This is a genomic window from Rhodovastum atsumiense (assembly GCF_937425535.1).
GTDB classification, from domain to species: Bacteria; Pseudomonadota; Alphaproteobacteria; order Acetobacterales; family Acetobacteraceae; genus Rhodovastum; species Rhodovastum atsumiense.
This window is the reverse complement of sequence record NZ_OW485601.1, coordinates 4,629,486-4,649,898: the sequence shown is the minus strand read 5'-3', so window position 1 is coordinate 4,649,898 and position 20,413 is coordinate 4,629,486. Positions and strand designations below refer to the sequence as shown.

Annotated in this window: 19 protein-coding genes; 6 read left to right on the top strand and 13 right to left on the bottom strand. The window is 69.4% G+C overall.

Annotated elements, in window-relative coordinates:
- Positions 1-123 precede the first annotated feature (123 nt).
- Genes NBY65_RS20915 through NBY65_RS20895 form a run of 5 tightly spaced genes read right to left on the bottom strand, consistent with a single transcriptional unit; the run spans position 124 to position 5,360 of the window.
- Positions 124-1,821, bottom strand: coding sequence for an ABC transporter permease subunit (locus tag NBY65_RS20915; RefSeq protein ID WP_150039561.1), 1,698 nt, complete (start codon positions 1,819-1,821; stop codon positions 124-126).
- Positions 1,818-2,897 carry an ABC transporter ATP-binding protein gene (locus NBY65_RS20910; protein WP_150039560.1) on the bottom strand — a complete coding sequence of 360 codons (1,080 nt, stop codon included), beginning with the start codon at positions 2,895-2,897 and terminating at the stop codon, positions 1,818-1,820. The genes NBY65_RS20915 and NBY65_RS20910 overlap by 4 nt, the downstream gene beginning before the upstream one ends.
- 7 nt (positions 2,898-2,904) lie before the next feature.
- A complete protein-coding gene (locus NBY65_RS20905) occupies positions 2,905-3,948 on the bottom strand; it encodes an ABC transporter substrate-binding protein (protein ID WP_150039559.1) in 1,044 nt (347 codons plus the stop codon).
- A gap of 18 nt (positions 3,949-3,966) precedes the next feature.
- Positions 3,967-4,716: an aspartate/glutamate racemase family protein gene (locus NBY65_RS20900; protein ID WP_150039558.1), complete on the bottom strand. Its 750-nt coding sequence runs from the start codon at positions 4,714-4,716 to the stop codon at positions 3,967-3,969.
- Between the two features lie 56 nt (positions 4,717-4,772).
- A complete protein-coding gene (locus tag NBY65_RS20895; RefSeq protein ID WP_150039557.1) occupies positions 4,773-5,360 on the bottom strand; it encodes a peroxidase-related enzyme in 588 nt (195 codons plus the stop codon).
- Between the two features lie 615 nt (positions 5,361-5,975).
- Between NBY65_RS20895 and NBY65_RS20890 the strand changes: the two genes are divergently transcribed.
- Positions 5,976-8,285, top strand: a complete 2,310-nt coding sequence (locus tag NBY65_RS20890) for a methyl-accepting chemotaxis protein (protein WP_150039556.1) — start codon at positions 5,976-5,978, stop codon at positions 8,283-8,285.
- Between the two features lie 205 nt (positions 8,286-8,490).
- On the opposite strand, the gene NBY65_RS20885 is transcribed toward NBY65_RS20890, so the two are convergent.
- A complete protein-coding gene (locus tag NBY65_RS20885) occupies positions 8,491-8,895 on the bottom strand; it encodes a glycine zipper family protein (RefSeq protein WP_162530439.1) in 405 nt (134 codons plus the stop codon).
- Positions 8,896-9,226: 331 nt separating this feature from the next.
- Between NBY65_RS20885 and NBY65_RS20880 the strand changes: the two genes are divergently transcribed.
- The 3 genes from NBY65_RS20880 (at position 9,227) to NBY65_RS20870 (ending at position 12,318) form a co-directional block, all read left to right on the top strand.
- Positions 9,227-11,209, top strand: coding sequence for a methyl-accepting chemotaxis protein (locus NBY65_RS20880; RefSeq protein ID WP_162530438.1), 1,983 nt, complete (start codon positions 9,227-9,229; stop codon positions 11,207-11,209).
- 243 nt (positions 11,210-11,452) lie between these two features.
- Complete coding sequence (gene fldA, locus NBY65_RS20875) at positions 11,453-11,935, top strand: flavodoxin FldA (protein WP_150039553.1); 483 nt, start codon at positions 11,453-11,455, stop codon at positions 11,933-11,935.
- Positions 11,914-12,318 carry a DUF2023 family protein gene (locus NBY65_RS20870; RefSeq protein WP_150039552.1) on the top strand — a complete coding sequence of 135 codons (405 nt, stop codon included), beginning with the start codon at positions 11,914-11,916 and terminating at the stop codon, positions 12,316-12,318. Before fldA ends, NBY65_RS20870 begins: the two co-directional genes overlap by 22 nt.
- 10 nt (positions 12,319-12,328) lie before the next feature.
- Here the strand turns inward: NBY65_RS20870 and NBY65_RS20865 are convergent, their stop codons facing one another.
- From NBY65_RS20865 to NBY65_RS20835, 7 genes are all read right to left on the bottom strand, one after another.
- Entirely contained in the window at positions 12,329-12,670 is a 342-nt protein-coding gene (locus NBY65_RS20865) for a hypothetical protein (RefSeq protein WP_150039551.1), read from the bottom strand.
- 150 nt (positions 12,671-12,820) lie between these two features.
- Entirely contained in the window at positions 12,821-13,651 is an 831-nt protein-coding gene (phnE, locus tag NBY65_RS20860; protein WP_203330391.1) for a phosphonate ABC transporter, permease protein PhnE, read from the bottom strand.
- Positions 13,648-14,535, bottom strand: coding sequence for a phosphate/phosphite/phosphonate ABC transporter substrate-binding protein (gene phnD / locus NBY65_RS20855; protein ID WP_150039550.1), 888 nt, complete (start codon positions 14,533-14,535; stop codon positions 13,648-13,650). Before phnD ends, phnE begins: the two co-directional genes overlap by 4 nt.
- A gap of 16 nt (positions 14,536-14,551) precedes the next feature.
- Positions 14,552-15,361, bottom strand: coding sequence for a phosphonate ABC transporter ATP-binding protein (locus tag NBY65_RS20850; protein WP_150039549.1), 810 nt, complete (start codon positions 15,359-15,361; stop codon positions 14,552-14,554).
- Complete coding sequence (locus NBY65_RS20845) at positions 15,339-15,917, bottom strand: nitroreductase family protein (RefSeq protein WP_150039548.1); 579 nt, start codon at positions 15,915-15,917, stop codon at positions 15,339-15,341. Before NBY65_RS20845 ends, NBY65_RS20850 begins: the two co-directional genes overlap by 23 nt.
- A gap of 217 nt (positions 15,918-16,134) precedes the next feature.
- Positions 16,135-16,494 (bottom strand): hypothetical protein, encoded by a 360-nt coding sequence (locus NBY65_RS20840; RefSeq protein WP_150039547.1) that lies wholly within the window; start codon positions 16,492-16,494, stop codon positions 16,135-16,137.
- Positions 16,495-16,586: 92 nt separating this feature from the next.
- Positions 16,587-18,386, bottom strand: a complete 1,800-nt coding sequence (locus NBY65_RS20835; protein ID WP_150039546.1) for a putative bifunctional diguanylate cyclase/phosphodiesterase — start codon at positions 18,384-18,386, stop codon at positions 16,587-16,589.
- Positions 18,387-18,735: 349 nt separating this feature from the next.
- Here NBY65_RS20835 and NBY65_RS20830 point away from each other — a divergent pair, with 349 nt between their 5' ends.
- Positions 18,736-19,308, top strand: coding sequence for a DJ-1/PfpI family protein (locus tag NBY65_RS20830; protein ID WP_239002694.1), 573 nt, complete (start codon positions 18,736-18,738; stop codon positions 19,306-19,308).
- 284 nt (positions 19,309-19,592) lie between these two features.
- Positions 19,593-20,399, top strand: coding sequence for an IclR family transcriptional regulator (locus NBY65_RS20825; RefSeq protein WP_150039544.1), 807 nt, complete (start codon positions 19,593-19,595; stop codon positions 20,397-20,399).
- The last annotated feature ends 14 nt before the right edge of the window (positions 20,400-20,413 follow it).

Sequence of the window (20,413 nt, the reverse complement as noted above, 5' to 3'; positions counted from 1 at the left end):
TTGTGACGCCACCGCCGGGCCTCGTGCCTGCCCTTCTCCCGCAACCGCAACAACCGTAGGGCGGATAAGCGCAGCGCAATCCGCCGTCGCAGCGTATCGCAAGATAATGTCGCGCTCGGCGCCTCAGCCCCGTCGCAGGCTCACCCCGACCGCCAGCAGCACCAGCGTGACCACGCCGAGCAGCAAACAGGACACCGCCGCAAGCGTCGGTCCGGCCTGCATCAGCATGTCGTTCCACATCTGCCGCGGCAGCGTGGTGAGGGCGCCGCCGTTGACGAACAGTGCGATGGTCAGGTCGTCGAAGGAGGTGATGAAGGCGAAGAGGAAAGCCGAGACCACCCCGCCGCGGATCAGTGGCAGGGTCACGTGGCGCAGCACCCGCCAGGGCGGTGCCCCCAGCGTCGCCGCCGCCTGGTCAAGCCGGACATCATGTGCCGCAAGCGTCGCCATCAGCGTCACCACGACGAACGGCAATGCCAGTACCACATGCCCCAGCGCCAGCCCAAGCCAGCTTCCCACCAGCCCGATGCGGCCGTACAGGTAGAACAGCGCCACCGCGATGATGATGCGCGGCACGATCATCGGCGAGAGGATCACCGCCAGCACCAGGCCGCGGCCGGGCAGCGGGAAACGCACCAGCGCCAGCGCCGCGGCCCCGCCGAGCAGCAGGGCGATCAGCGCGGCCACGGTGGCGAGGCTCAGCGAGTTCAGTGTCGCCGTCAGCCACACCGGGGACGCAAGGTAAGCGGTGTACCAGCGCAGCGAGAACCCCTGCGGCGGCACCTGCAGCACCGGCCCCGACGACACCGAGGCGGCCAGCAGCGCCAGCATCGGCAGCAGCAGGAAGCCCAGCAGCGCCAGCACCGCGCCGTGCCGCAGCCAGCCCCCCAGCCGCGGCCAGTCCGGCAGCCGCGCGCACAGATCGCCCAGCCCCCCGCACAGCGCCCGCGCCACCACGCCGCTGCCCGCCCGCCCGCCGCGCCCGGGCTGGTCGCTCAGCGCATCCGTGCCGGTCAGGCGGTTGAACGCGACCACCACGCCCAGCGTGGTCAGCAGCAGCACCACCGACAGCGCCGCGGCGAACGGCCAGTTCAGCAATTCCTGCAACTGGGTGATGATCACCTGGCTGACCATGGTCTCGCGCGCGCCGCCGAGCAGCGCGGTCATGATGAAGAACCCGAGCGAGGAGACGAACACCAGCAGCGCCGCCGCGGCGACGCCGGGCAGCGACAGCGGCAGCCACACGCGCCAGAAGCGCTGTGCCGGGCCGGCGCCCAGTACGTTGGCGGCGCGCAGCAGGCCGGGATCGATCCGGCGCATCACCGGCAGCATGGTCAGCACCGCCAGCGGCACCTGCACCTGCACCATGCCGGCCAGCGCCGCGCCGAGGTTGTACAGCAGCCGCAGCGGCACCTCGGTGATGCCGGCGGCCAGCAGCGCCTGGTTCACCGGCCCGTAGCGCCCGAGCACGATCACCCAGGCGAGGCTGCGCACCAGGAAGCTGGTCCAGAATGCCAGCAGCACGCAGAACAGCAAACGCTGTCCCGGCCGCGCCGGTGCCACGGCGATGGCATGCGCCAGCGGATAGGCGCCCAGCAGGCTCAGCAGCGTGGTCCACAGCGCGATCCGGAACGTCACGCCCAGCACCGCGAGGAAGGCCGGCGTATCGGCGATGCGCCGGAAATTCTCCAGTCCCCAGCCGCCATCCGGCGTACGCAGCCCCAGTGCCAGCAACTCGCCGACCGGATAGAGGAACCACACGGCCAGGAACAGCAGGCAGGGCAGCAGCGCGCCCCAGCCGCGCAACGGCGCGGGGATCATGCCTCGGCCCCGGCCAGCACCACCGCATCGGCCTCGTCCCAGCACAGCGTCACCGCCGTGCCCGGCGCCACCGGCGTGGCGCCGTCCGGTCGGGTCAGCAGTACCGTGCCGGCATCGGGCAGGCGCAGACGGATGCGCTCCAGCCCACCGGCGAAGGTGATGTCCTCCACCATGGCCGGGCCGTGCGCTGTCCCCGGCGGCGCCTGCGTGGTCAGGCGCAGCCGTTCCGGGCGCAGCATCCAGGTGACCTTGCGGCCGGGCGGCTCCGCCGCTTCGGGCAGGCGCAGCATGCCGAACACCGGATGCCGCACCATCCCCTCCGCCGCCACCTCGCCGCTGAAGATATTCGAATCCCCCAGGAACTGCGCGGCAAACACCGAGTTCGGCCGCCGGTACAGCTCCGCCGGCGTACCGAGCTGGGCGATGCGTGCATGGTTCATCAGGCAGATCCGGTCCGACAGCGACAGCGCCTCTTCCTGGTCATGCGTGACGTACAGGATGGTCGGCCCCAACTCGGCATGCAGCCGCCGGATCTCCTGCTGGATGGATTCGCGCAGCCGCCGGTCCAGCGCCCCCAGCGGCTCGTCCATCAGAATCACCGGCGGGCGGTACACCAGGCAGCGCGCCAGCGCGATGCGCTGCTGCTGCCCGCCCGACAACTGCCCCGGCAGGCGCGCGGCGAGCTGCGGCAACTGCACCAGTTCCAGCGCCGCCTGCACCGCGCGCGTGATGTCCTGCTGCGGCCAGCGGCGCATGCGCAGCGGGAAGGCGACGTTCTCGAACACGCTCAGATGCGGGAACAGGGCGTAGTTCTGGAACACCATGCCGATGTTGCGCCGGTGCGGCGGCAGCGTGGTGACGCGCTGCCCGTCGATCGCGATCTCGCCGGCGCTGGGCGCCACCAGCCCGGCGACGATCGACAGCAGCGTGGTCTTGCCCGATCCCGACGGCCCCAGCAGCGTCAGGAACTCGCCGCTCCGCACTTCCAGGTCGGTGGGCTGCAGCGCCACCTGCGGCCCATAGCGCTTGCTGATCCCGGCCAGATGCAGCGTGGCGCCGGTCTTCCGCTCCGACATGCAGGGCTTATTTCAGCAGCCAGGTGGTGTAGCGGTCGAACACGCGGTCCTTGTTGGCGCCCCACCAGTCGTCGTTGACCAGGATCAGGCCGGAGAAATGCGACGGCGCGGTCGGCAGGTCCTCGGCCCGCTTCGCCGGGATGAAGTCATAGGCGCCGGGATTGGTCGGGCCGTAGCTCAGCGTCTTCGTGTACAGCGCCTGCTGCTTCGCCCGCGCCGAGTACTGGATGAAGCGCCGTGCCGCGTCGGCGCGCGGAGTGCCACGCGGGATCGCCCAGCCTTCCAACCCGTAGAAGCCTTGCTGCCAGATCAATTGCACCGGCGCGCCGGTATCCACCGCCGCCTGCGCGCGCGCATTCGATGTGAACAGCAGGTCGACCTCGCCGCTCTGCAGCAACTGGGTGGTCTGCGGATAGCTCGCCCACCAGACGTCGATATGGTCCTTCACCTGGTCCAGCTTGCGGAAGGCCCGGTCCACGTCGAGCGGATACAGCTTGTCCGGCGCCACGCCATCGGCCAGCAGCGCCGTCTCCAGCGTGAAGATCGGCTGCTTGGGCAGCGCCCGCCGCCCGGGGAAGCCCTTCACGTCGTAGAAATCCGCCCAGCTCCGCGGCAGGCGCTTGCCGAAATGGTCAGTGCGCGCGGCCAGCACGGTGCCGTAGACATTGGTCCCCGCCCAGAAGGGCTGGCGGGCCTGCGGGATCAGCTGCTGCAGGTCGGGGCTGTTCCAGTCGAGCGGCTCCAGCAGGTTGCGCTCTGCCAGCAGCTTCACCGACTGGATGCTGACCGAGACCACGTCCCAGATATAGGACCGGGTCTCGACGATGGCCTTGACCTGGCTGGTCGGCTCGGCGTCGCGGGTGATGTTGCGGACGGTGATGCCGCTTTCCTGCTCGAACGGCCGGTAGAAGGCCTCTGCCCAGGCGGTGCTGTAGACCCCGCCCGGATCGGCGACGGTGATCGTCTCGGCGGCATGGCCCCGCCCGGCAACGCCGGCGAGCGCCCCGGCAGCGGCTCCGCCCAGGGCGGCACGGCGGGAAAGGATGGGCATGGTCTCGATCCTTGAGCTTCAGCGCGGGGGAAAGGCAAAGGGCCGCAGCCCGGCATGGAACCAGTGCACCAGGCTGACGGCATCGAAGACGGGGATGCCGAAGCGCTCGGTGATGGCGGCCGAGAACGGCGTGAGGTTGGTGCATTCGCTGACGATGGCGCCGATCGAGGGATCGGCGGCGAGCAGTTCCCCGGCGGCCTGCAGCACTTCCTCGCGCCATGTCTCGTACGGCACCGAATCGTCGCCGGCGGCGATCGCCCGGCGGAACTCCGATCCCGGCGGCAGCCCGCCGATTGGGGTGGCCGGATCGGCGCCGACCGCCTCCAGATGCGCCGCCGACAGCGCCTCGGCGGCATAGGTCAGCACGCCGACGCGCTTTCCGCCGGGCAGGGTGCGCCCGACCACCGGCACCTGCAGCAGGGCGCTGGTGGCGACCGGCACGCTGCTGCAGGCGGCGAGTTCGCGCTGGTACAGCGCCAGGAAGCCGCAAGTGGTGGTGATGCCGTCGACGCCGGCCTCGATCAGCTCCTGCATGCCCTGTTTGAAGGCGTCGAGCAGGCGGAAATCCTGCAGTTGCGTCATGTCCCTGGGCAGGGCGCCGCGGACGATGCGGTACTGCACCGGGAAGGGCCAGGTCTCGGCATTACCGATATCGCCGACGAAACGGCGGAAATAGGTCTCGACCATCAATATGCCGATCGTCACGCCGTAATAGGTGCGACGCCGACGCCCCCCGCCCTGCGCGGGAAGTCCGGGGGATGTCGTCATGTCAGGGCCCGTGTGTTGCATGCGGCCCGGCCGGTCTCTGCCGGCCGGGCGGGGTATCAGCGATGCGAGGCGTGGGCCTCGCTGTTGGCACGGATGCCAAGCCCGCTGTTGAGCCGGTTGGTCAGGTTGAAATAGGCGGTGACGGTTGCCGCCTCCAGGATGCCGGCCTCCGGCACCCCGGCCTGGCGCAGCGCGTCCAGGTCCGCCGGCACGATCTCCGCCGCGGCGCGGGTGATCTTCACCGCGTAGTCCGCCAGCGCCCGTTCCCGCGTGGTCAGGCTGGCGCGGCGGTAGTTCACCGCGACGGTGTCGACCCATTCGGCCGCGGCCCCTTGCCCGCGCAGCGCCGCCGCATGGGCAAAGACGCAGGCGTCGCAACGGTTCTCGGCGCTGACCACCAGGGCGATCACCTCGCGCTCACGCGGCGAGAGCACGCCGTCGGGGTCGCGGACCACCGCATCGCCGAGCGCCGTCAGCGCCGCCAGCACCGTGGGCTTCGCCGACAGCACGTGCTGCTGGTGACGGACATATCCGATCTTGGCCGAAGTCGCGGCGAAGACCTCCCGTACGGTCGGGTGATCCACCGTCACGGGCAGATCGAGCCACGACACCGGCGTGGCGGGTGGGGCAAGGTCACGGGACATCGGATTTCCTCTTTCTCCGGCCGGCGCCCGGCCGAAGCCAGCGACACGGCGTGGCCGCGATCACGATGATCGTGACAACCACCGCAAGGCATAAATCACGGAACATTTCCGTATGTCAATCCCTATTGGAGTTGCAATTGTGCGCGTGCCGTAAATTTAACTATCGTCGAATGTTAATTTCGTCAGGAACGCTCTGCCTCGGACATTTTTTCTCCTCACCGCATCGCTGGATTTCCGCAGGGATGACACGAAGGGAACTTCGCTGCACAATTCACCTTATATTTTCGTGTGTCATTTAATGATTCACGTAATGCACTTTCGTCGTATTATATTTAACTATAATTTTTAGTTATTTAACGGCAACCGACGTCGGCCTGCCGCGTGCCGTGGTCAACCGGATGCCGTCCCGGTCACCGGGCAGGTGCGGGCGAAGGGAACGCTCGACGACCTGCACATCGGACGCTGAACGGCGCGGCCTTGCGTCGTTCCTGTCGATCGGCAGGAACGACGCCGCACAGTGACAAGTGCAATATCGAAAATAAAAAAGCAGCAACTTGATTATTTAAATCATGATGTGCAATTAATGACATACCGATCGCATGCAATATCGAAATCATGTCACATCCCACGATTGACCAACCGGCGCTCCGCCGGCCTTCGCTTGTGCCGGCGCCCCGGGCCATCGCCGGTCGCCGGCAGCGTTTCGTCACCCGGATCCTGGCCGCCGCCGCGGTGGTGATCGCCGTTTCCTTCGGCGGGCTCGGCCTGTGGACCTACACCCTCACCAGCGAGGCCCTGCTCTCGGAGATCGACGCCGAGATCGCATCGACCGGCGCCGCCACCGCCGATGGCGTCCGCAAATGGTTCGAGGGCCGTTTCCTGCTGGTCCGCAGCCTCGCCGATGACGTCACCACGGCCGCCGATGCGCCGGAGACGATTCACCGCCTGGTCACCCGCGGTGTGCTGACCGAGAGCTTCTCCTCGGCCTATTTCGGCGACCAGGCCAGTGGTGCTTTCATCACCTCCAACACCCGCCCCCGCCCCGCCGGCTACGATCCCCGCAAGCGCCCCTGGTACGACGCCGCCCTCAAGACAGGGGGACTGACCCTCACCCGCCCCTATGTCGACGCGACCACCGGCAAGCTGGTGGTGACCCTGGCCCGGCCGGTCACGACGGCCCGGGGCCTCGCCGGCGTGGTCGGCGCCGATCTTTTCCTCGACGGGCTGCAGGATTTCCTTCGTTCCCTGACCCTCGGCGGCAAGGGGTTCGTCTCGCTGGTCGATGCCGACGGCACCGTGCTGGTCCATCCCGACGCCGCGAAGATCCTCAAGCCCGGCGACGCGGTGCCCACCGCCCGCGCTGAAACCGATATCAGGCAGGAGACCGGCGCCACCATTACCCGGTACTACCCGGTCGACGGGCTTTCCTCGGCGCGCTGGTACGTCGGGGTGTCGCTGCCGGCGGACCAGGTCTTCGCCCCGCTGCGCCGGCTCGCCCTCGTGTTGGTGGCCGCCGTGGTGGCAACGGCGGCGGTAGTCCTGGCCGGGCTCGGCCTGCTGATCCTGCGCATGGTCTCGCGCCCGGTCGCGGGTATGACCCGGGCCATGGTGGAGCTCAGCGACGGCCGGCTGCAGGCCGCCATTCCCGGCCTCGGCCGCCGCGACGAGATCGGTGAGATGGCGCGCGCCCTGCTGGTCTTCCGCGACCACATGCAGGAGGCCGCCCGCCTCGGCGCCGCGCAGGACCAGGCGCGCGCCCACGCGTCGGCCGAGAAGCAGGCGGCCCTGGCGCGCATGGCCGACACGATCGAGGCCGAGGCCGGCACGGCGCTCGCCCTGGTGACGCGGCGCAGCGACGACATGGCGCGGATCGCCGACGAGCTGCACGCCAGCGCCGCCCGCACCGGTGGCTTCGCCCAGGATGCCGCCGCGGCGGCCACCCAGGCGCTGGCGAACGTGCAGATGGTGGCCAGCGCCGCCGAGCAGCTCTCCGCCTCGATCCGCGAGATCGGCACCCAGGTGGGCCAGTCGAGCGCCGTGGTCGGCCGCGCCGTGGCGGCAAGCGGCGAGACCCGCGCCACCATCGGCACGCTCGACGAGCAGGTAGCGCGCATCGGCACGGTGGCCGGGCTGATCACGGAGATCGCCACGCGCACCAACCTGCTTGCCCTCAATGCCAGCATCGAGGCCGCCCGCGCCGGCACCGCCGGGCGTGGCTTCGCCGTGGTGGCGAACGAGGTCAAGCAGCTCGCCGCCCAGACCGCCCGCGCCACCGAGGAGATCACCCACCGCCTCGCCGAGGTGCGCGCCGCCACCGACGCCTCCATCGCCGCAGTCGGCCGGATCGAGCGCACCATCGCTGAGGTCAGCGGCATCGCCGGCTCGATCGCCGCCGCGGTTGAGCAACAGGGCGCGGCCACTGCCGAGATCGCCCGCAACGTGACGCAGACCGCCGCCGCGGCGCAGGAAGTGGCCGGACGCATCGGCGCGGTGTCCTCCGAAGCCGAGGGCACCGATCGCCGCTCCGCCGCCGTGCGCGCCGACAGCGCCGCCCTCACCGAAGCGGTGGGCGACCTGCAGCGTGCGGTGGTTCGGGCTGTGCGAACCTCCACCGCCGAGATCGACCGCCGGCTCACGTCACGGCTGCCGGTGGACCTGCCATGCCGCGTTGACGCCCCCGGCCAGACCCGGCAGGCCGCGCGCCTGATCGACATCTCGCCGCAAGGGGCGCGCATCGCCGACGGGCCAGCACTGCCGCCGGGCACGCAGGGCAGCCTGTTCCTCGATGCCCTCGGCCTGTCCCTGCCCTTCGTGGTGGTCGATGTCGGCAAGGACGAGCTCGGCGTCTCGCTCCGCCCGGACGCCACCGCCACGGCGAAGCTGGAGCGGCTGATCGTCGGGCTGGTCCCACGCCGCGTGGCCTGAGGAAGGATATGGCAGGGCGGGGGCCATCCCCCTCAACGGATAAGCGGAGCGCAATCCGCCATCGCCCCGCCTGTGCTCCAGGTCACAGCGTCATCGCCCGGCTGCTGCGATGGTCCGGGCCGTCCAGGAAACCGCCCACTGGACAGGACCATCGCCCAGGAGCCGCCGGAGCACATCCGGCGGCTCGCAGGCGGCCCCGCGCCGGCTACTGCACGGTGTAGCCGCGTCCCTGCATGCAGGCGGCCATTGCCCGGTTGAAGGCGGTGCCGGCCTGCTGCTGCTGGGCGGCCGCCTGCCGCCTTGCGCCGCGCTGGGCCGCGGCCCCGCCGACCGCCCCGGCGGCGGCGCCCTTGCCGGCATCGTTGCCGGTGATCGCCGCGGCGGTCGCCCCCGCCGCCGCCCCACGCGCCCGCCCGCCCACCGGCGGCGCCGGCTGCGCCCCCGGCCCCCCGCCGCTCTGCTGCGAGGCCCAGTTCCGGCAGGCCGCCTGGTCCTGGCTGATCCGCTCCGGCGATTGCCCGCTGGCGGGATAGAACACCGGGGCCTGTGCCGCCGCGCCGGCCGTGGAGGCAACCAGCAGGATCAGGGCAATCGGCGTCAGCCGCGGCATGGCACGCTCCTCCGCACACGCCGGCATCCGGCACCGGCGACATCATTCGATTATAAATAAATTGAAATCATACTCATGCGGTCAATGCAAATTACTGGCAAATGACCAATGCATATATCCAGTACAATTTGCATGCGCAGTATTGCACGCCAGCAGGACAGCACTTCCCCCACCCCCCTGCCGGGGGCGTCAGGCGCCGATCCCTCTCCGCGGCAAAATTGATGAACAACCGAAAAACACCATCGCTCCCGATCCAATCCGGATCTATAATAAAATAATAATTTGGTTCAGTTACTTATTCCTCCTGAACACCAAGCCTGGAACAGGCACAATGACACTCCGCACACGGATTCTGATCGGCTTCGGCACGGCGTTCCTCGCCTGCCTTGGCCTCGGTCTTGTCTCGCTCTACCAGACACACCGGCTCAACGACGTGGCCGCGCGCTTCGGCGCCGGGCTGCTGCCGCATGTCAGCGTGCTCGCCGACCTGCGCGCCGAGCTGAACGAACACAACCGCCTGCTGCTGCGCCACGTCATCACCGACGATGCCCAGGCCAAGGCGGCGCTCGAGCCGCAGCTCGCCGACGAGGTCGGGCTGATCGACAATTTCTTCGCCGGCGCTTCCGCCACCTTCACCGCCGAGCAGCAGCGCCGGTTGCTGGACATCGCGCGCCTTGCCTGGGGGCAGTACCGCGACTCCATCCCGGCGGTGCTGGACTCCTCCCGCACCGGCCGCCGGAGCGACGCCGATGCCGCCCTGCAGGGAAGCACCAACGCCGCCTACCAGAAGTTCCTCGACAGCGTGAACACCATGCGCCAGATGATCGTGCTGGAAGCCTGGACCGGTGTCGGCACCACCCGCAGCACTTATCAACTCGGGCTGTGGCTGATGCTCGGGGCCATGCTGGCCTGCGCGGCGATCTGCGCCGGTGGCGGCATTCTCTCCATTGCCAGCATCTGCCGCCCGGTGCTTGCGCTCGCCCGGCAGATGCGCCAGGTCGCCGCGCGCGAACTGGACATCACCGTGGTCGGCTGCACCCGCCGCGACGAGATCGGCGCCATGGCGCAGGCGCTGGAGCAGTTCCGCCAGGACCTGCAGGCGGCCGAACGCAACGCCGCCCAGCGCGAGGCGGAACGCAGCGCCCGCGAACGCCGCCAGGCCGCGATGGACCGCCACACGCATGATTTCGGCACCGCCGTCTCCGGCGTGATGGCCGGCCTCTCCGGTGCGGCCGAGGACATGCGCAAGGCGGCGGCCTCCATGGCCGAGGCGGCCGCCGGCGTGCGCGAACATGCCAGCGGCACCGCGCGGGAAGCCGAGACCTCCTCCGGGCAACTGACCGCGGTCGCCGCCGCCATCGAGCAGATGACCGCCAGCGTCGACGAGATCTCCCGCCAGGTCACGACCGCGGCCCAGGTGGCGCGTGACGCGGTCGGCCGCGCCGATGCCAGCCAGGAAACCATGAAGGGACTGGCCGAGGCGACCGCGCGCATCGGCGAAGTGGTCAGCCTGATCAGCGGCATCGCCGGCCAGACCAACCTGCTGGCCCTGAACGCCACCATCGAGGCGGCACGGGCCGGCGAGGCCGGGCGCGGCTTTGCCGTTGTTGCCGGCGAGGTGAAGGCCCTGGCGCGGCAGACCGCGACTGCCACGCATGAAATCGGCAGCCAGATCGAGGCGGTGCGCACCGCCACCGGTGGCTCGATCGCCGCCATGGCCGATGTCGCCGCCATCATCGGCCGGCTCGATCAGGTGACCGCGGTGATCGCCGCCGCGGTGGAGGAACAGAGCGCGGCGACGCGGCAGATCGCCGCCGACCTGCACACCGTCACCCTCGCCAGCACCCACACGACGGGCGCGATGCGGCAGGTGGTCGGCATGTCCGACGAGGCCGGCACCGTCAGCCGCCAGGTGCTCGATGCCGCCAACGGCATCGGCGAGGAAGCCGACAAGCTGCGCATCGAGGTCGACCACTTCCTCGCCACGGTGCGCGACGAGGACGGCGAACGCCGTGGCGACGAACGCGTCGCCGGCAGCGGCGCCAGGGTGACGCTTTCCACCGCCGGCCGCGCGCCGATCCAGGTGGAACTCCGCGACATCTCGCGCGCCGGCGCGGCCGTGCTGAGCGCCTGGGTGCCGCACCCCGGCACCGAGGTCGGACTCGATCTGCCCGGCGCGGGCGGGGCGATCGCGGGACGGGCCGTGCGCTCGGACTCCGGCGTGCTGGGACTGGTGTTCCGTCAGGACGCCGAGAACCTGGCCCGGCTCGACCGTGCCATCGCAGCCCTCGGCACCACCCGCCTGGCGGCCTGAAGGGTCAAAAAGAAAGGCCAGGGTGCTGCCCTGGACCCGGCAGGGGCCACAAGGCCCCTGCACACCAAAAGCGCTGCGCGGCAAAGCAACTGTCGCAACCGTGGGGCGGGTCAGCGCGCCGCCATCCGCCATCGCAACGCTCCGCCGTCACCCTTGATTTTGTAATTGCGATTAATTCTCATTTGCGCTAGACGATCCACCATCCCCTTCCCTCCAGATGGATCGCAGCGAAGCAACCAGACCATGAGCGTGAACGTGATCTTCGGTTCCGACGGTGGTGCCACCGAGGCGGTCGCCTCCCGCATTGCCAGGCGCCTCCAGGGCCGGGCCATCGACATCAAGGCGGCGACGCCGGACGATTTCGAGAATTGCAGCCTGCTGGTTCTCGGGTCCCCGACCTATGGCAACGGCGACCTGCAATCCGACTGGGAAGCCCATCTCGACAAGCTGACCGGCGCCAATCTCGTCGGACGGCGCGTGGCGCTGTTCGGCACGGGCGACCAGGTGACCTATCCGGACAGCTTCGTCGATGCCATGGGCATCCTGTACGACCACGTGGTCAACCGTGGTGCCACGGTGGTGGGCTTCACCGAAACCAAGGGCTACGACTACACTGCCTCGCTCGCCGAGCGTGACGGTCGCTTCGTCGGCCTCGCCCTCGACCAGGACAGCCAGGCCTCCCGCTCCGAAAAGAGGATCAGCGCATGGATCGAGAGCCTGGGCTGAACACCGCAACGATGGGCATCTTTGCCCATCACCTCTACGAACTGTCGAAGGGGTTGCGCCCGCTGATCCTGATGACGCTGACCCCGGAGGAAGCGGCGCCCATCGTCGCCCGCCTCGTTGCCACCGCCACACCGCATCACGTGCACGAGGCCTGCCCGTCCAAGGTCAACGTGCTGTTCGGGCGCCCGGCGGCGGTGCTGGCGGCGCGGCGCTTCCTCACCACCCAGTTGTGCAACCTCTCCGCCGAGCATGATTTCATGCTCGGCATCCTGCTTGGCTATGACTGCGAACAGCAATGCCTGCGCTACCTGGCGCGGACCAAGGCGGATGCCGCCCAGCCCTGGGTTGTGCCCGAAGCGGACACGCTCCGGCCCGCCGCCTGATGGCGCCGCGTTATTGGCCCTTGCCAGGCGCCCAGGTCTCGGTACTGACCTTCTTGTCGCCCTTCTCCGCCCAGAATCCGTCGTACCCGCCGTCATCGCGGGCAACATAGACCGCGATATAGGTCGACCCGCTGGCGCTGTAGGTGACGGCCAGGATGTTGCCGTCGCCGATGGCATAGCCATCGAAGGACTCGCCGGCGATCTTCTGCCGCACGCGCCATGTGCCGTCCCCGGCCTGTGTGACCGTGACCGTCCCGTCATAGGACGACTGGTCGTGGCTGTTGGTGCCGTGCACGCTGTATGTGCCGGCGCCCTTGGCCCATGCCAGCGCCGGAAGCACGAGCAGCGCCATGACCGCTGCAAGACGCATCGAATACCGCAATACAACCTCCCGCCGAGACTCCGGTCGCACTTTGTCGACGACCTGGCGGCGACGGGAATACGCAAGACCCCGGCGGTCCGGTGAAATCAATACTCCCTCGCAAATAACCCGCGCGCCGCCTCAGGCACTGGCGAGGAAGCGGCCACGCAGCCAGGCGCCGATCAGGTTGATCAGGCTCACCACCCCCAGGATCACCAGGATCAGGGCCATGGCCTCGCGGTATTCGAACAGGTGGAAGGCGGTCACCAGCTCCAGGCCGATGCCGCCCGCCCCCACCACGCCCAGCACCGTGGCGGCGCGGACATTGTGCTCCCAGCGATACAGCGTCACGTCGGCGATGCGCGGCAGGATCTGCGGCAGCACGGTGAAGCGCAGCACCGCGAGGCGCGATCCGCCATGGCTGCGCAGTGCGTCGCCCGGCATCGGGTCCACATGCTCGATGATCTCGGCGTAGAACTTGCCCAGCATGCCGGTGGAATGGCAGGCCAGCGCCAGCAATCCGGGCAACGGCCCGAAGCCCACGGCGGCGACGAACAGCACGCCCCACACCACGCCGGGGATCGAGCGGATGGTGTTCAGCATCAGCCGCACCGCCGCGCCGGCGATCCTGTGGCCGCTGCCCCGCGCGGCGATGGCGCCGAGCGGGGCAGCGGCGACGGTGGCGATCACCGTGCCGCAGATACTCATCGCCAGGGTCTCGGCCAGCGGCCGGCCCCAGGACCGCCAGCGCGAGAAATCCGGCGGCAGCGAATCCGCAAGCAGTGCCCACAGCGTCGGCAAGGCGTCGCGGTAGCGGGCGAAATTCAGGGCATCGGCATAGAAGAACGCCGCGACGATCACCGCCCCGCCCAGCAGCGCGCCGCCATAGCCCCGCAGCGCCCGCCGCCCTCCTTCGGCAAGCACCGCCTCCATCAGCCCGGAGGCGTCGGCCGGCTGGCGCGCCCCGCTCATTGCGGGGCGGGGACCGCGTCGGGGCTGTCCTTGCGGATTGCCTCGATCCAGATGCGCACGCGATCCACGTCGGAATCGACGGCGGGGATGAAGGCTTCGGCGTTGAACACCTGCAGCGCCGCCGGATCGGTCACGCCGATGAAGGCCCGACGCACCTCCTCGCGCAGCTTCGGGTCCAACCCTTCGCGGAAGGTCCACATGTATTCCGGGATCGGCGCCGATTCGGCCAGCACGCGGACCTTGCCCGCATCCAGTCGTCCCTCGCGGATCAGCCGGTTGTAGATCGGCAGCGACAGCCCACCGGCATCGGCGCGGCCATTGGCCACCGCCAGCGCCACCGCGTCATGCGCGCCGAGCACGCGCAGCGTGTAGTCGCGCCCGGCCACCAGCCCGGCCTCGACCAGTTGGTAGCGCGGCACCCAGGTGCCGGAGGTGGAGGCCGGGTCGCCGAAGGCCACTTCCTTGCCGCGCAGATCGCCGAGCGTGCGCGTGCTGCTGCCCGCCGGCACGATGATCACCGCCTGGAAGGTCGGGCCGACCAAGGCATGCGAGGGCCGTGCGAAAGGGATCAGCTTCGCGCGCCGACTTTGCAGGATGTAGGTCACCGGCCCCAGATAGGCGATGTCGAGCCGGCCGAAACGCAAGGCCTCGCTGGTGGCGGCGTAGTTGGCGCCGACCACCAGTTCGACCGGCAGTTCCAGCCGCTTCTCCAGGTAAAGCCGCAGCGGCTCGTTCAGCCGCATCACCGTCGGTGCCGATTCGGTCGGCAACAGGCCGATGGTCAGTTTCCGGGGGCGGTCGGCGGCGCCGGCGGTGCCGGTGGCAAGCGTCACGGCACCGGCGAAGACCCCGGCGAGGGCAGCACGACGGGAGAGAACGGGCATGCAGGCTCCTTTCGGTTCAATCGGCGCGCGCGGGCCGCACGGCATGGAAGATGCGTCCGCGCCCGTCCTGGTCGAAGGCGGCAGGGGTGCCTTCGAAGACCACGCGCCCCTCGGCAAGACCGACGATGCGGTCGGCCAGCGCGCGGGCGGTTTCGATCTGGTGCAGCACGATCACCACGGTCAGCCGGCGCCGGTGCACGGCCTCGCGGAAATCCCGTGTCAACTGCGCGATCAATGTGGGATCGACCGAGGCGAAGGGCTCGTCGGCCAGCAGCAGGTCCGGCTCGCGCACCAGTGCCCGCGCCAGCCCGACGCGCTGCCGTTCGCCGCCGGACAGCCGCGAGACGGGACGGTTCGCGAGCCCCAGCATGCCGACCGCGTCCAGCGCCTCGGCGGCGCGCCGGCGCAGGTCGCGGGGCCAGGGCAGCAGGGACAGCGGATGGCGCTGGTCAGCCACGCCGAGCAGCACGTTGTCGAGCGCGGACAGCCGGTCGATCAGCGCGTGGTTCTGGAACACCGTGGCGATGCGGCGGCGGTGCCGGCGCCAGCTTTCCGCATCGCCCAGCGGACCGATGCCGGCGGCGCCGATCTCGCCTTCCGCCGGCGGCACCAGCCCGTTCAGCGTGCGCAGCAGCGTGGTCTTGCCGGCGCCGGACCGCCCGACCACCGCGGTGATCGCGCCCGCGGGCACGCGCAAGGTGATGTCCTGCAGCACGGTGTGGCCGCCCAGCGCCACCGCCACCCGGTCCAGCCACACCGCCGGCCCGATCGTGCCTGTCGATGCAGGGACGCCGGAAGCCGGCTCAGAGCCGGCTGACGAGGGCATCGACATCTCCGGCCGCGGGCGGCGGCGGCAGGACACGGCCCGGCGTGCCCACATAGAGGAATCCGACGATCCGCTCTGTCTGCGAAAGCCCGAGTTCGCGCTGCAGCAGCGTGTCGTACATGAACCAGCCGGACCGCCAGATCGCGCCGTAGCCGAGCGCCTGCGCCGCCATCTGCAGCGCCATCACCGCGCAGCCCGCGGTGAGTTCCTGGTCATAGGCCGGGACATCGGGATCGGGACGCGGCGACGCCACCACGGTGATCACCATCGGCGCGCGCAGCGGCATGCGCGGCGCGCGGCGCACCACCTCCTCCGGCTTGCCCGCGGCCACGGCGGCGCGTTCCATGATCGCGCCAAGCCGTTGCAGTCCCTCACCCTCGGCGATGACGAAGCGATAGGGCCGCAAGCGCTTGTGATCGGGCACGCGCACCGCCGCCTGCAGCATCAGGCGCAGCGCCGCCGCATCCGGTGCGGGCGCCACCAGCGCGGCGCAGGACTGGCGCTCCAGCAGGAAGCGCAGGCGATCGGGGATGGACTCGGCAACAGCTTCGGTCATGTCGGGATCCTTGCATGCACCCTCCCCGCCGCGGGCAGAGACGGCGATGCGTTGGCCCAAGGCTGTGGCAGAAGCGTTATGTCCAAGTGTATATTGCGATCGATTGCCCTGACAATCCCTTTGTCGCCGCCCCGGCAAGGAACCCTGGCCGCGACATCCCCCGGCCATGCCATGCGGGCACGGGGGAATGCCACGGCCAGGGGCCGCTTACCTCATCTCAGACGGGCGTGCTCGCCCGCTGCACGTCCATGTAGACGCGGTAATGCGCATCGCCGCCGGTGAAGTCGCGAGAGAAGGCGCCACCGGGCTCCTGGGCGCCGCTGAGCCGGGTGGAACCGATATAGTCGTTGCGATCGTACCAGTGGTCGCCATCATCCTCGTAGAGGCTGAGCGTGGCCGCGCCGCCCTGCCCGAACGGGATCGCATCCAGGTAATCCAGCCGGATGGACTGGCCCTGGCTCATGTCGCCCGACCAGATCCTGGTGCCGTTGAACAGCAGATAGGGCTCGTCCTGGCTGATCTCGTTCTGGTCGATGCACTCGATGGAGATGGGTTTCAGGAAGTACATCGTGGACATCTCGTTTTTCCCCCTTGTCGGTGAACGTGCTCACACGCGCTGCGTGTGGTGCCCATACAAGCGGGACGCCGGCCGGCCGTCTGTGCCGCAGGTCACATCCCCACGGAGGATGCCGCTTGCCCGGGGCCGGGCGCGGCTTCGCCCCCGGCCTGCCGCACCCAGGTCACGAAATCGTCCACCTCCATCGGGCGGCCGAACAGGTAGCCCTGTGCCTCGTCGCAACCGACCGAAGCGAGATAGTCGCGCACCCCGACGCTTTCCACGCCTTCCGCGACCACGTGGTAGCCAAGGTCATGGCCCAGCGAGATCATCGCCGCCACCAGGGCGCGCCGGCGCGCATCGCCCATCAGGTCGCGCATGAAGGACTGGTCGATCTTGACCACGCTGGCCGGCAGGCGCTGCAGATACGCCAGGCTGCTGTAGCCGGTGCCGAAATCGTCGATGGCCAGGCGGATGCCGCCATCGGCCAGCGCCTGCAGCGCCGCGAGCGCGCGCCCTGCATCCTGCATGACCGCGCTTTCGGTGACTTCCAGTTCCAGGCATTCGGCGGGCAGGCGGTGCCGCACCAGCCCGTCCAGCACTGTCGCGGCGAACTCTCCCTCGACGAGGTTGACGGTGGAGATGTTGACCGAGATCTGCAGGGTGATGCCGCCGTCGCGCCAGGTGCGCAGTTGGCGCATCGCCGCCGCCAGCACCCAGCCCGTGGCGGGGTGGACCATGGCGGTACGCTCCACCAGCGGCATGAACTCGCCCGGCGAGACCTCGCCCAACTCGGGATGGCGCCAACGCAGCAATGCCTCGGCGCCGAGGCAGCGCCCGGACGCAAGGTCGATGCGCGGCTGGTAGACGAGGCGCAACTGGCCGGGCCGCGTGACTGCCTGGGCGAAATCCTGCAGCAGGCGGAAGCGGCGTCGGTGCGCCTTGTCCTGTTCCTGGGAATAGAGGCCGGTCCGCTGCCCCGTCAGGCGGGCATCCTCGGCCGCGCCGTGGGCGATGCGCAACACGTCGCGCGGGATCACCTTCCCCAGATGGAAGGGCGCGATGCCTGCCACCGCGTCCGTCATCAGCCCGGGCCCGACATCGCCGCCGAGCACGACGAGGGTGGCGTCGAGCCCGGCGGCGATCCGCGTCGCGTCGGCCCCGGGCGGGGCAAGGAACAGGAACTGGGTCGGACCGACGTGATAGATCCGCTTTTCCGCCCCCATCGCCGCGCGCAGGACGCGGGCCGCGCGCAGGATGGCCTCGTCGACATGGGCCGAGCCCATGACGCGCAGGGTCGCGCTCAGGCGCTCGGGGCCGGCCAGGTCGACCAGCACCACCATCCGCGGCTCATCGGCCGGGCGGTCGCGGGCGAGGTCCTCCAGGTCCTCAATGAACTGGTTGCGGTTCGGCAGGCCGCTCAACGGATCGACGCGGCCGAAGGCGTGCTGCAGCTCGATCTGCGCCATGACCATCGCCGCCAGGTCGCCCAGCGCCGCCATCTCCGCGCCGCTGGCCTGGCGCGGCTCGATGCCGAGCACGCACATCGCCCCCAGGCAATGGCCTTCCCGCGTGATCAGCGGGGCGGCGGCGTAGAAGCGCACGCCGGTGCCGGCAAGATAGCTGTCGCGGTACCAGGGATCGTCCAGCAGGTCCGGGATCACCAGCACGCCGGAGCTCTCGGCGACCTGGGCGCAGGGGGCGCGATCGCGCGGGATCTGGGTATGGCTGACCCCGACGCGGGACTTGAACCATTGCCGGTCGAGATCGGTCAGCGACACGGCGGCGATCGGCAGGTCGAACAACCGGGCCGCCATGCGGGTGATGCGGTCGAATGCCTCGCTGGGCGGCGTGTCCAGCAGGTCGAGCTGCCGCAACGCGTCCAGCCGCGCTTCCTCCTTCGCATCCTGCATCGAACCCCCGCTGCTTCCACTTATTGAAGAGATCCGATTTCTAGGCAAAACCAACCGCCACCGCAAGTATTTGCCGAATCCGAAATCTGCAATGATCGAAGAATCATTCAATAATCACTGCGATTACCTTTGTAATGATTGCTTGGTGTAAATTGAAATCTTCCTCAGCCTGCATGCGTCCGCATGCAGACCTGCTCACGCCGGCTTGACTCCAGGGATGCCCTCCGGGCCGGCAGAAGCTGGCCTCCGCGCCGGCGGCGGGCCCGGGCCGGGTCACCGTCGCATGCCGGATCGATCCGATGGCGCCAGGGCGCCGTCGCAACAACAGGAGGCGGGTTTGACGAAGAAGATGATCCTGATGCTCGTCGGCGATTTCGCCGAGGATTACGAGACCATGGTACCGTTCCAGGCGCTGCAGATGGTCGGGCTGACCGTGCATGCCGTCTGCCCCGGCAAGCAGGCGGGCGACCACATCGCCACCGCCATTCATGATTTCGAAGGTCACCAGACCTACACCGAGAAGCCCGGCCATCGCTTCACGCTGAATGCCGGTTTCGACACCGTCTCCGCCGACCAGTATGACGGGCTGGTGATCCCGGGTGGCCGGGCGCCGGAATATCTGCGCCTCGACCCGCGCGTGCTGTCGCTGATCCGTGCCTTCGCCGAGGCCAACAAGCCGATCGCCGCGGTCTGCCATGGCCCGCAGTTGCTGGCGGCGGCCGGGGTGATCGGCGGCCGCACGGTCTCGGCCTATCCGGCCTGCGCGCCGGAAGTTGCGCTGGCCGGCGGCCGCTACGCCGAGATCGCGATCGACGGGGCGGTGGCGGATGGCAACCTGATCACCGCCCCGGCCTGGCCCGCCCATCCGGCCTGGCTGGCCCGGTTCATCGCCGCGCTGGGCGTGCGCATCAGCCTCGGCTGACGCCGCCCGCCTCGCTCCTTCATCGCCCCCCAGGGCCGGAGGCACGCAGTTGCCTCCGGCCTTTTTCGTTGCTCTGCGGCCCCTCCGCTGTCGGACCTCACTCCCGACCGCCCCATGCCGCATCGCACAATAATTCCCAGCGAAACCGCCTTTTCGGGCAACAAGAAAGTCCTTGACGCAACTTTCAGGCAGGCGCTGAATGATCGGTATACAAACAAGTGTTCGCATTCCGAACATCGGAACGGGGTGCGGTTCGGGTCTCCAACCCGAAGGGACGGGCCAGCATGGTTGAGAACGGCAAGAATCTGGTGCAGTCGGCAGCGAAGGTGTTCGCCGTGCTGCGCGCCTTCGACCCGACACTGCCGGAACTGACCATCAGCGAGGTGGCCGCGCGTGCCGGGCTCGACCGCGGCACCGCGTTCCGGCTGATCCACACCCTGGTTTCGCTCGGCTATCTCTGTGCCGTGCCCACCAGCAAGCGGTTCAGGCTCACCCTGAAATGCCTGGAACTCGGCTATCTGGCGCTGGCCTCGCAGGATCTTCCCGCGCATGCGGCACCGCTGCTGCGCGAATGCGTGCCCGCCCTCGCCGATGCCGGCTCGCTCGCGATCCTCGACGGCCCCGACGTCGTCTATCTCGAACGCGTGCAATCAGGGCAGATGCGCCAGGACATCGACCGCCGCCCCGGACGGCGCATCCCCGTCTATGCCGCGGCGATCGGTCAGGTCCAGCTCGCCTACCTGCCGCAGCCGCGCCAGGTCGCGCTGCTGGAAAGCGTCGAGCGGGTCAAGCTGTCGGAGCGCACCCTCACCGATCTCGACGCGCTGCTGGCACGGCTGCGCGACATCCGTGCCCGGGGCTACGCCGTCTCCGATGGCGAGAACGCCTATGGGCTGCGTACCGTCGCCGCCCCGGTGCTCGATGCCACCGGCTCGCCGATCGCGGGCATCAGCTTCACCATCGACGCGGCGCGGGCGCCGCTCGCCGAATTCGTCGCCGCCGCCCTGCCGGCGGCGCAGCGCATCGCCGGCGAGCTCAGCACCGCCGTGCGGCTTTCAGCCGGCGCGATCTCCGTCGGCGCCACCTCGTGACAAAGGAACTGCCC

What these genes read in the sequence shown, in the direction of transcription:
- NBY65_RS20915 (WP_150039561.1), bottom strand. Translation starts at nt 1,821, where the DNA reads ATGATCCCCGCGCCGTTGCGCGGCTGGGGCGCGCTGCTGCCCTGCCTG.
- NBY65_RS20910 (WP_150039560.1), bottom strand. Translation starts at nt 2,897, where the DNA reads ATGTCGGAGCGGAAGACCGGCGCCACGCTGCATCTGGCCGGGATCAGC.
- NBY65_RS20905 (WP_150039559.1), bottom strand. Translation starts at nt 3,948, where the DNA reads ATGCCCATCCTTTCCCGCCGTGCCGCCCTGGGCGGAGCCGCTGCCGGG.
- NBY65_RS20900 (WP_150039558.1), bottom strand. Translation starts at nt 4,716, where the DNA reads ATGACGACATCCCCCGGACTTCCCGCGCAGGGCGGGGGGCGTCGGCGT.
- NBY65_RS20895 (WP_150039557.1), bottom strand. Translation starts at nt 5,360, where the DNA reads ATGTCCCGTGACCTTGCCCCACCCGCCACGCCGGTGTCGTGGCTCGAT.
- NBY65_RS20890 (WP_150039556.1), top strand. Translation starts at nt 5,976, where the DNA reads ATGTCACATCCCACGATTGACCAACCGGCGCTCCGCCGGCCTTCGCTT.
- NBY65_RS20885 (WP_162530439.1), bottom strand. Translation starts at nt 8,895, where the DNA reads ATGCCGCGGCTGACGCCGATTGCCCTGATCCTGCTGGTTGCCTCCACG.
- NBY65_RS20880 (WP_162530438.1), top strand. Translation starts at nt 9,227, where the DNA reads ATGACACTCCGCACACGGATTCTGATCGGCTTCGGCACGGCGTTCCTC.
- fldA (WP_150039553.1), top strand. Translation starts at nt 11,453, where the DNA reads ATGAGCGTGAACGTGATCTTCGGTTCCGACGGTGGTGCCACCGAGGCG.
- NBY65_RS20870 (WP_150039552.1), top strand. Translation starts at nt 11,914, where the DNA reads ATGGATCGAGAGCCTGGGCTGAACACCGCAACGATGGGCATCTTTGCC.
- NBY65_RS20865 (WP_150039551.1), bottom strand. Translation starts at nt 12,670, where the DNA reads ATGGCGCTGCTCGTGCTTCCGGCGCTGGCATGGGCCAAGGGCGCCGGC.
- phnE (WP_203330391.1), bottom strand. Translation starts at nt 13,651, where the DNA reads ATGAGCGGGGCGCGCCAGCCGGCCGACGCCTCCGGGCTGATGGAGGCG.
- phnD (WP_150039550.1), bottom strand. Translation starts at nt 14,535, where the DNA reads ATGCCCGTTCTCTCCCGTCGTGCTGCCCTCGCCGGGGTCTTCGCCGGT.
- NBY65_RS20850 (WP_150039549.1), bottom strand. Translation starts at nt 15,361, where the DNA reads ATGCCCTCGTCAGCCGGCTCTGAGCCGGCTTCCGGCGTCCCTGCATCG.
- NBY65_RS20845 (WP_150039548.1), bottom strand. Translation starts at nt 15,917, where the DNA reads ATGACCGAAGCTGTTGCCGAGTCCATCCCCGATCGCCTGCGCTTCCTG.
- NBY65_RS20840 (WP_150039547.1), bottom strand. Translation starts at nt 16,494, where the DNA reads ATGTCCACGATGTACTTCCTGAAACCCATCTCCATCGAGTGCATCGAC.
- NBY65_RS20835 (WP_150039546.1), bottom strand. Translation starts at nt 18,386, where the DNA reads ATGCAGGATGCGAAGGAGGAAGCGCGGCTGGACGCGTTGCGGCAGCTC.
- NBY65_RS20830 (WP_239002694.1), top strand. Translation starts at nt 18,736, where the DNA reads ATGATCCTGATGCTCGTCGGCGATTTCGCCGAGGATTACGAGACCATG.
- NBY65_RS20825 (WP_150039544.1), top strand. Translation starts at nt 19,593, where the DNA reads ATGGTTGAGAACGGCAAGAATCTGGTGCAGTCGGCAGCGAAGGTGTTC.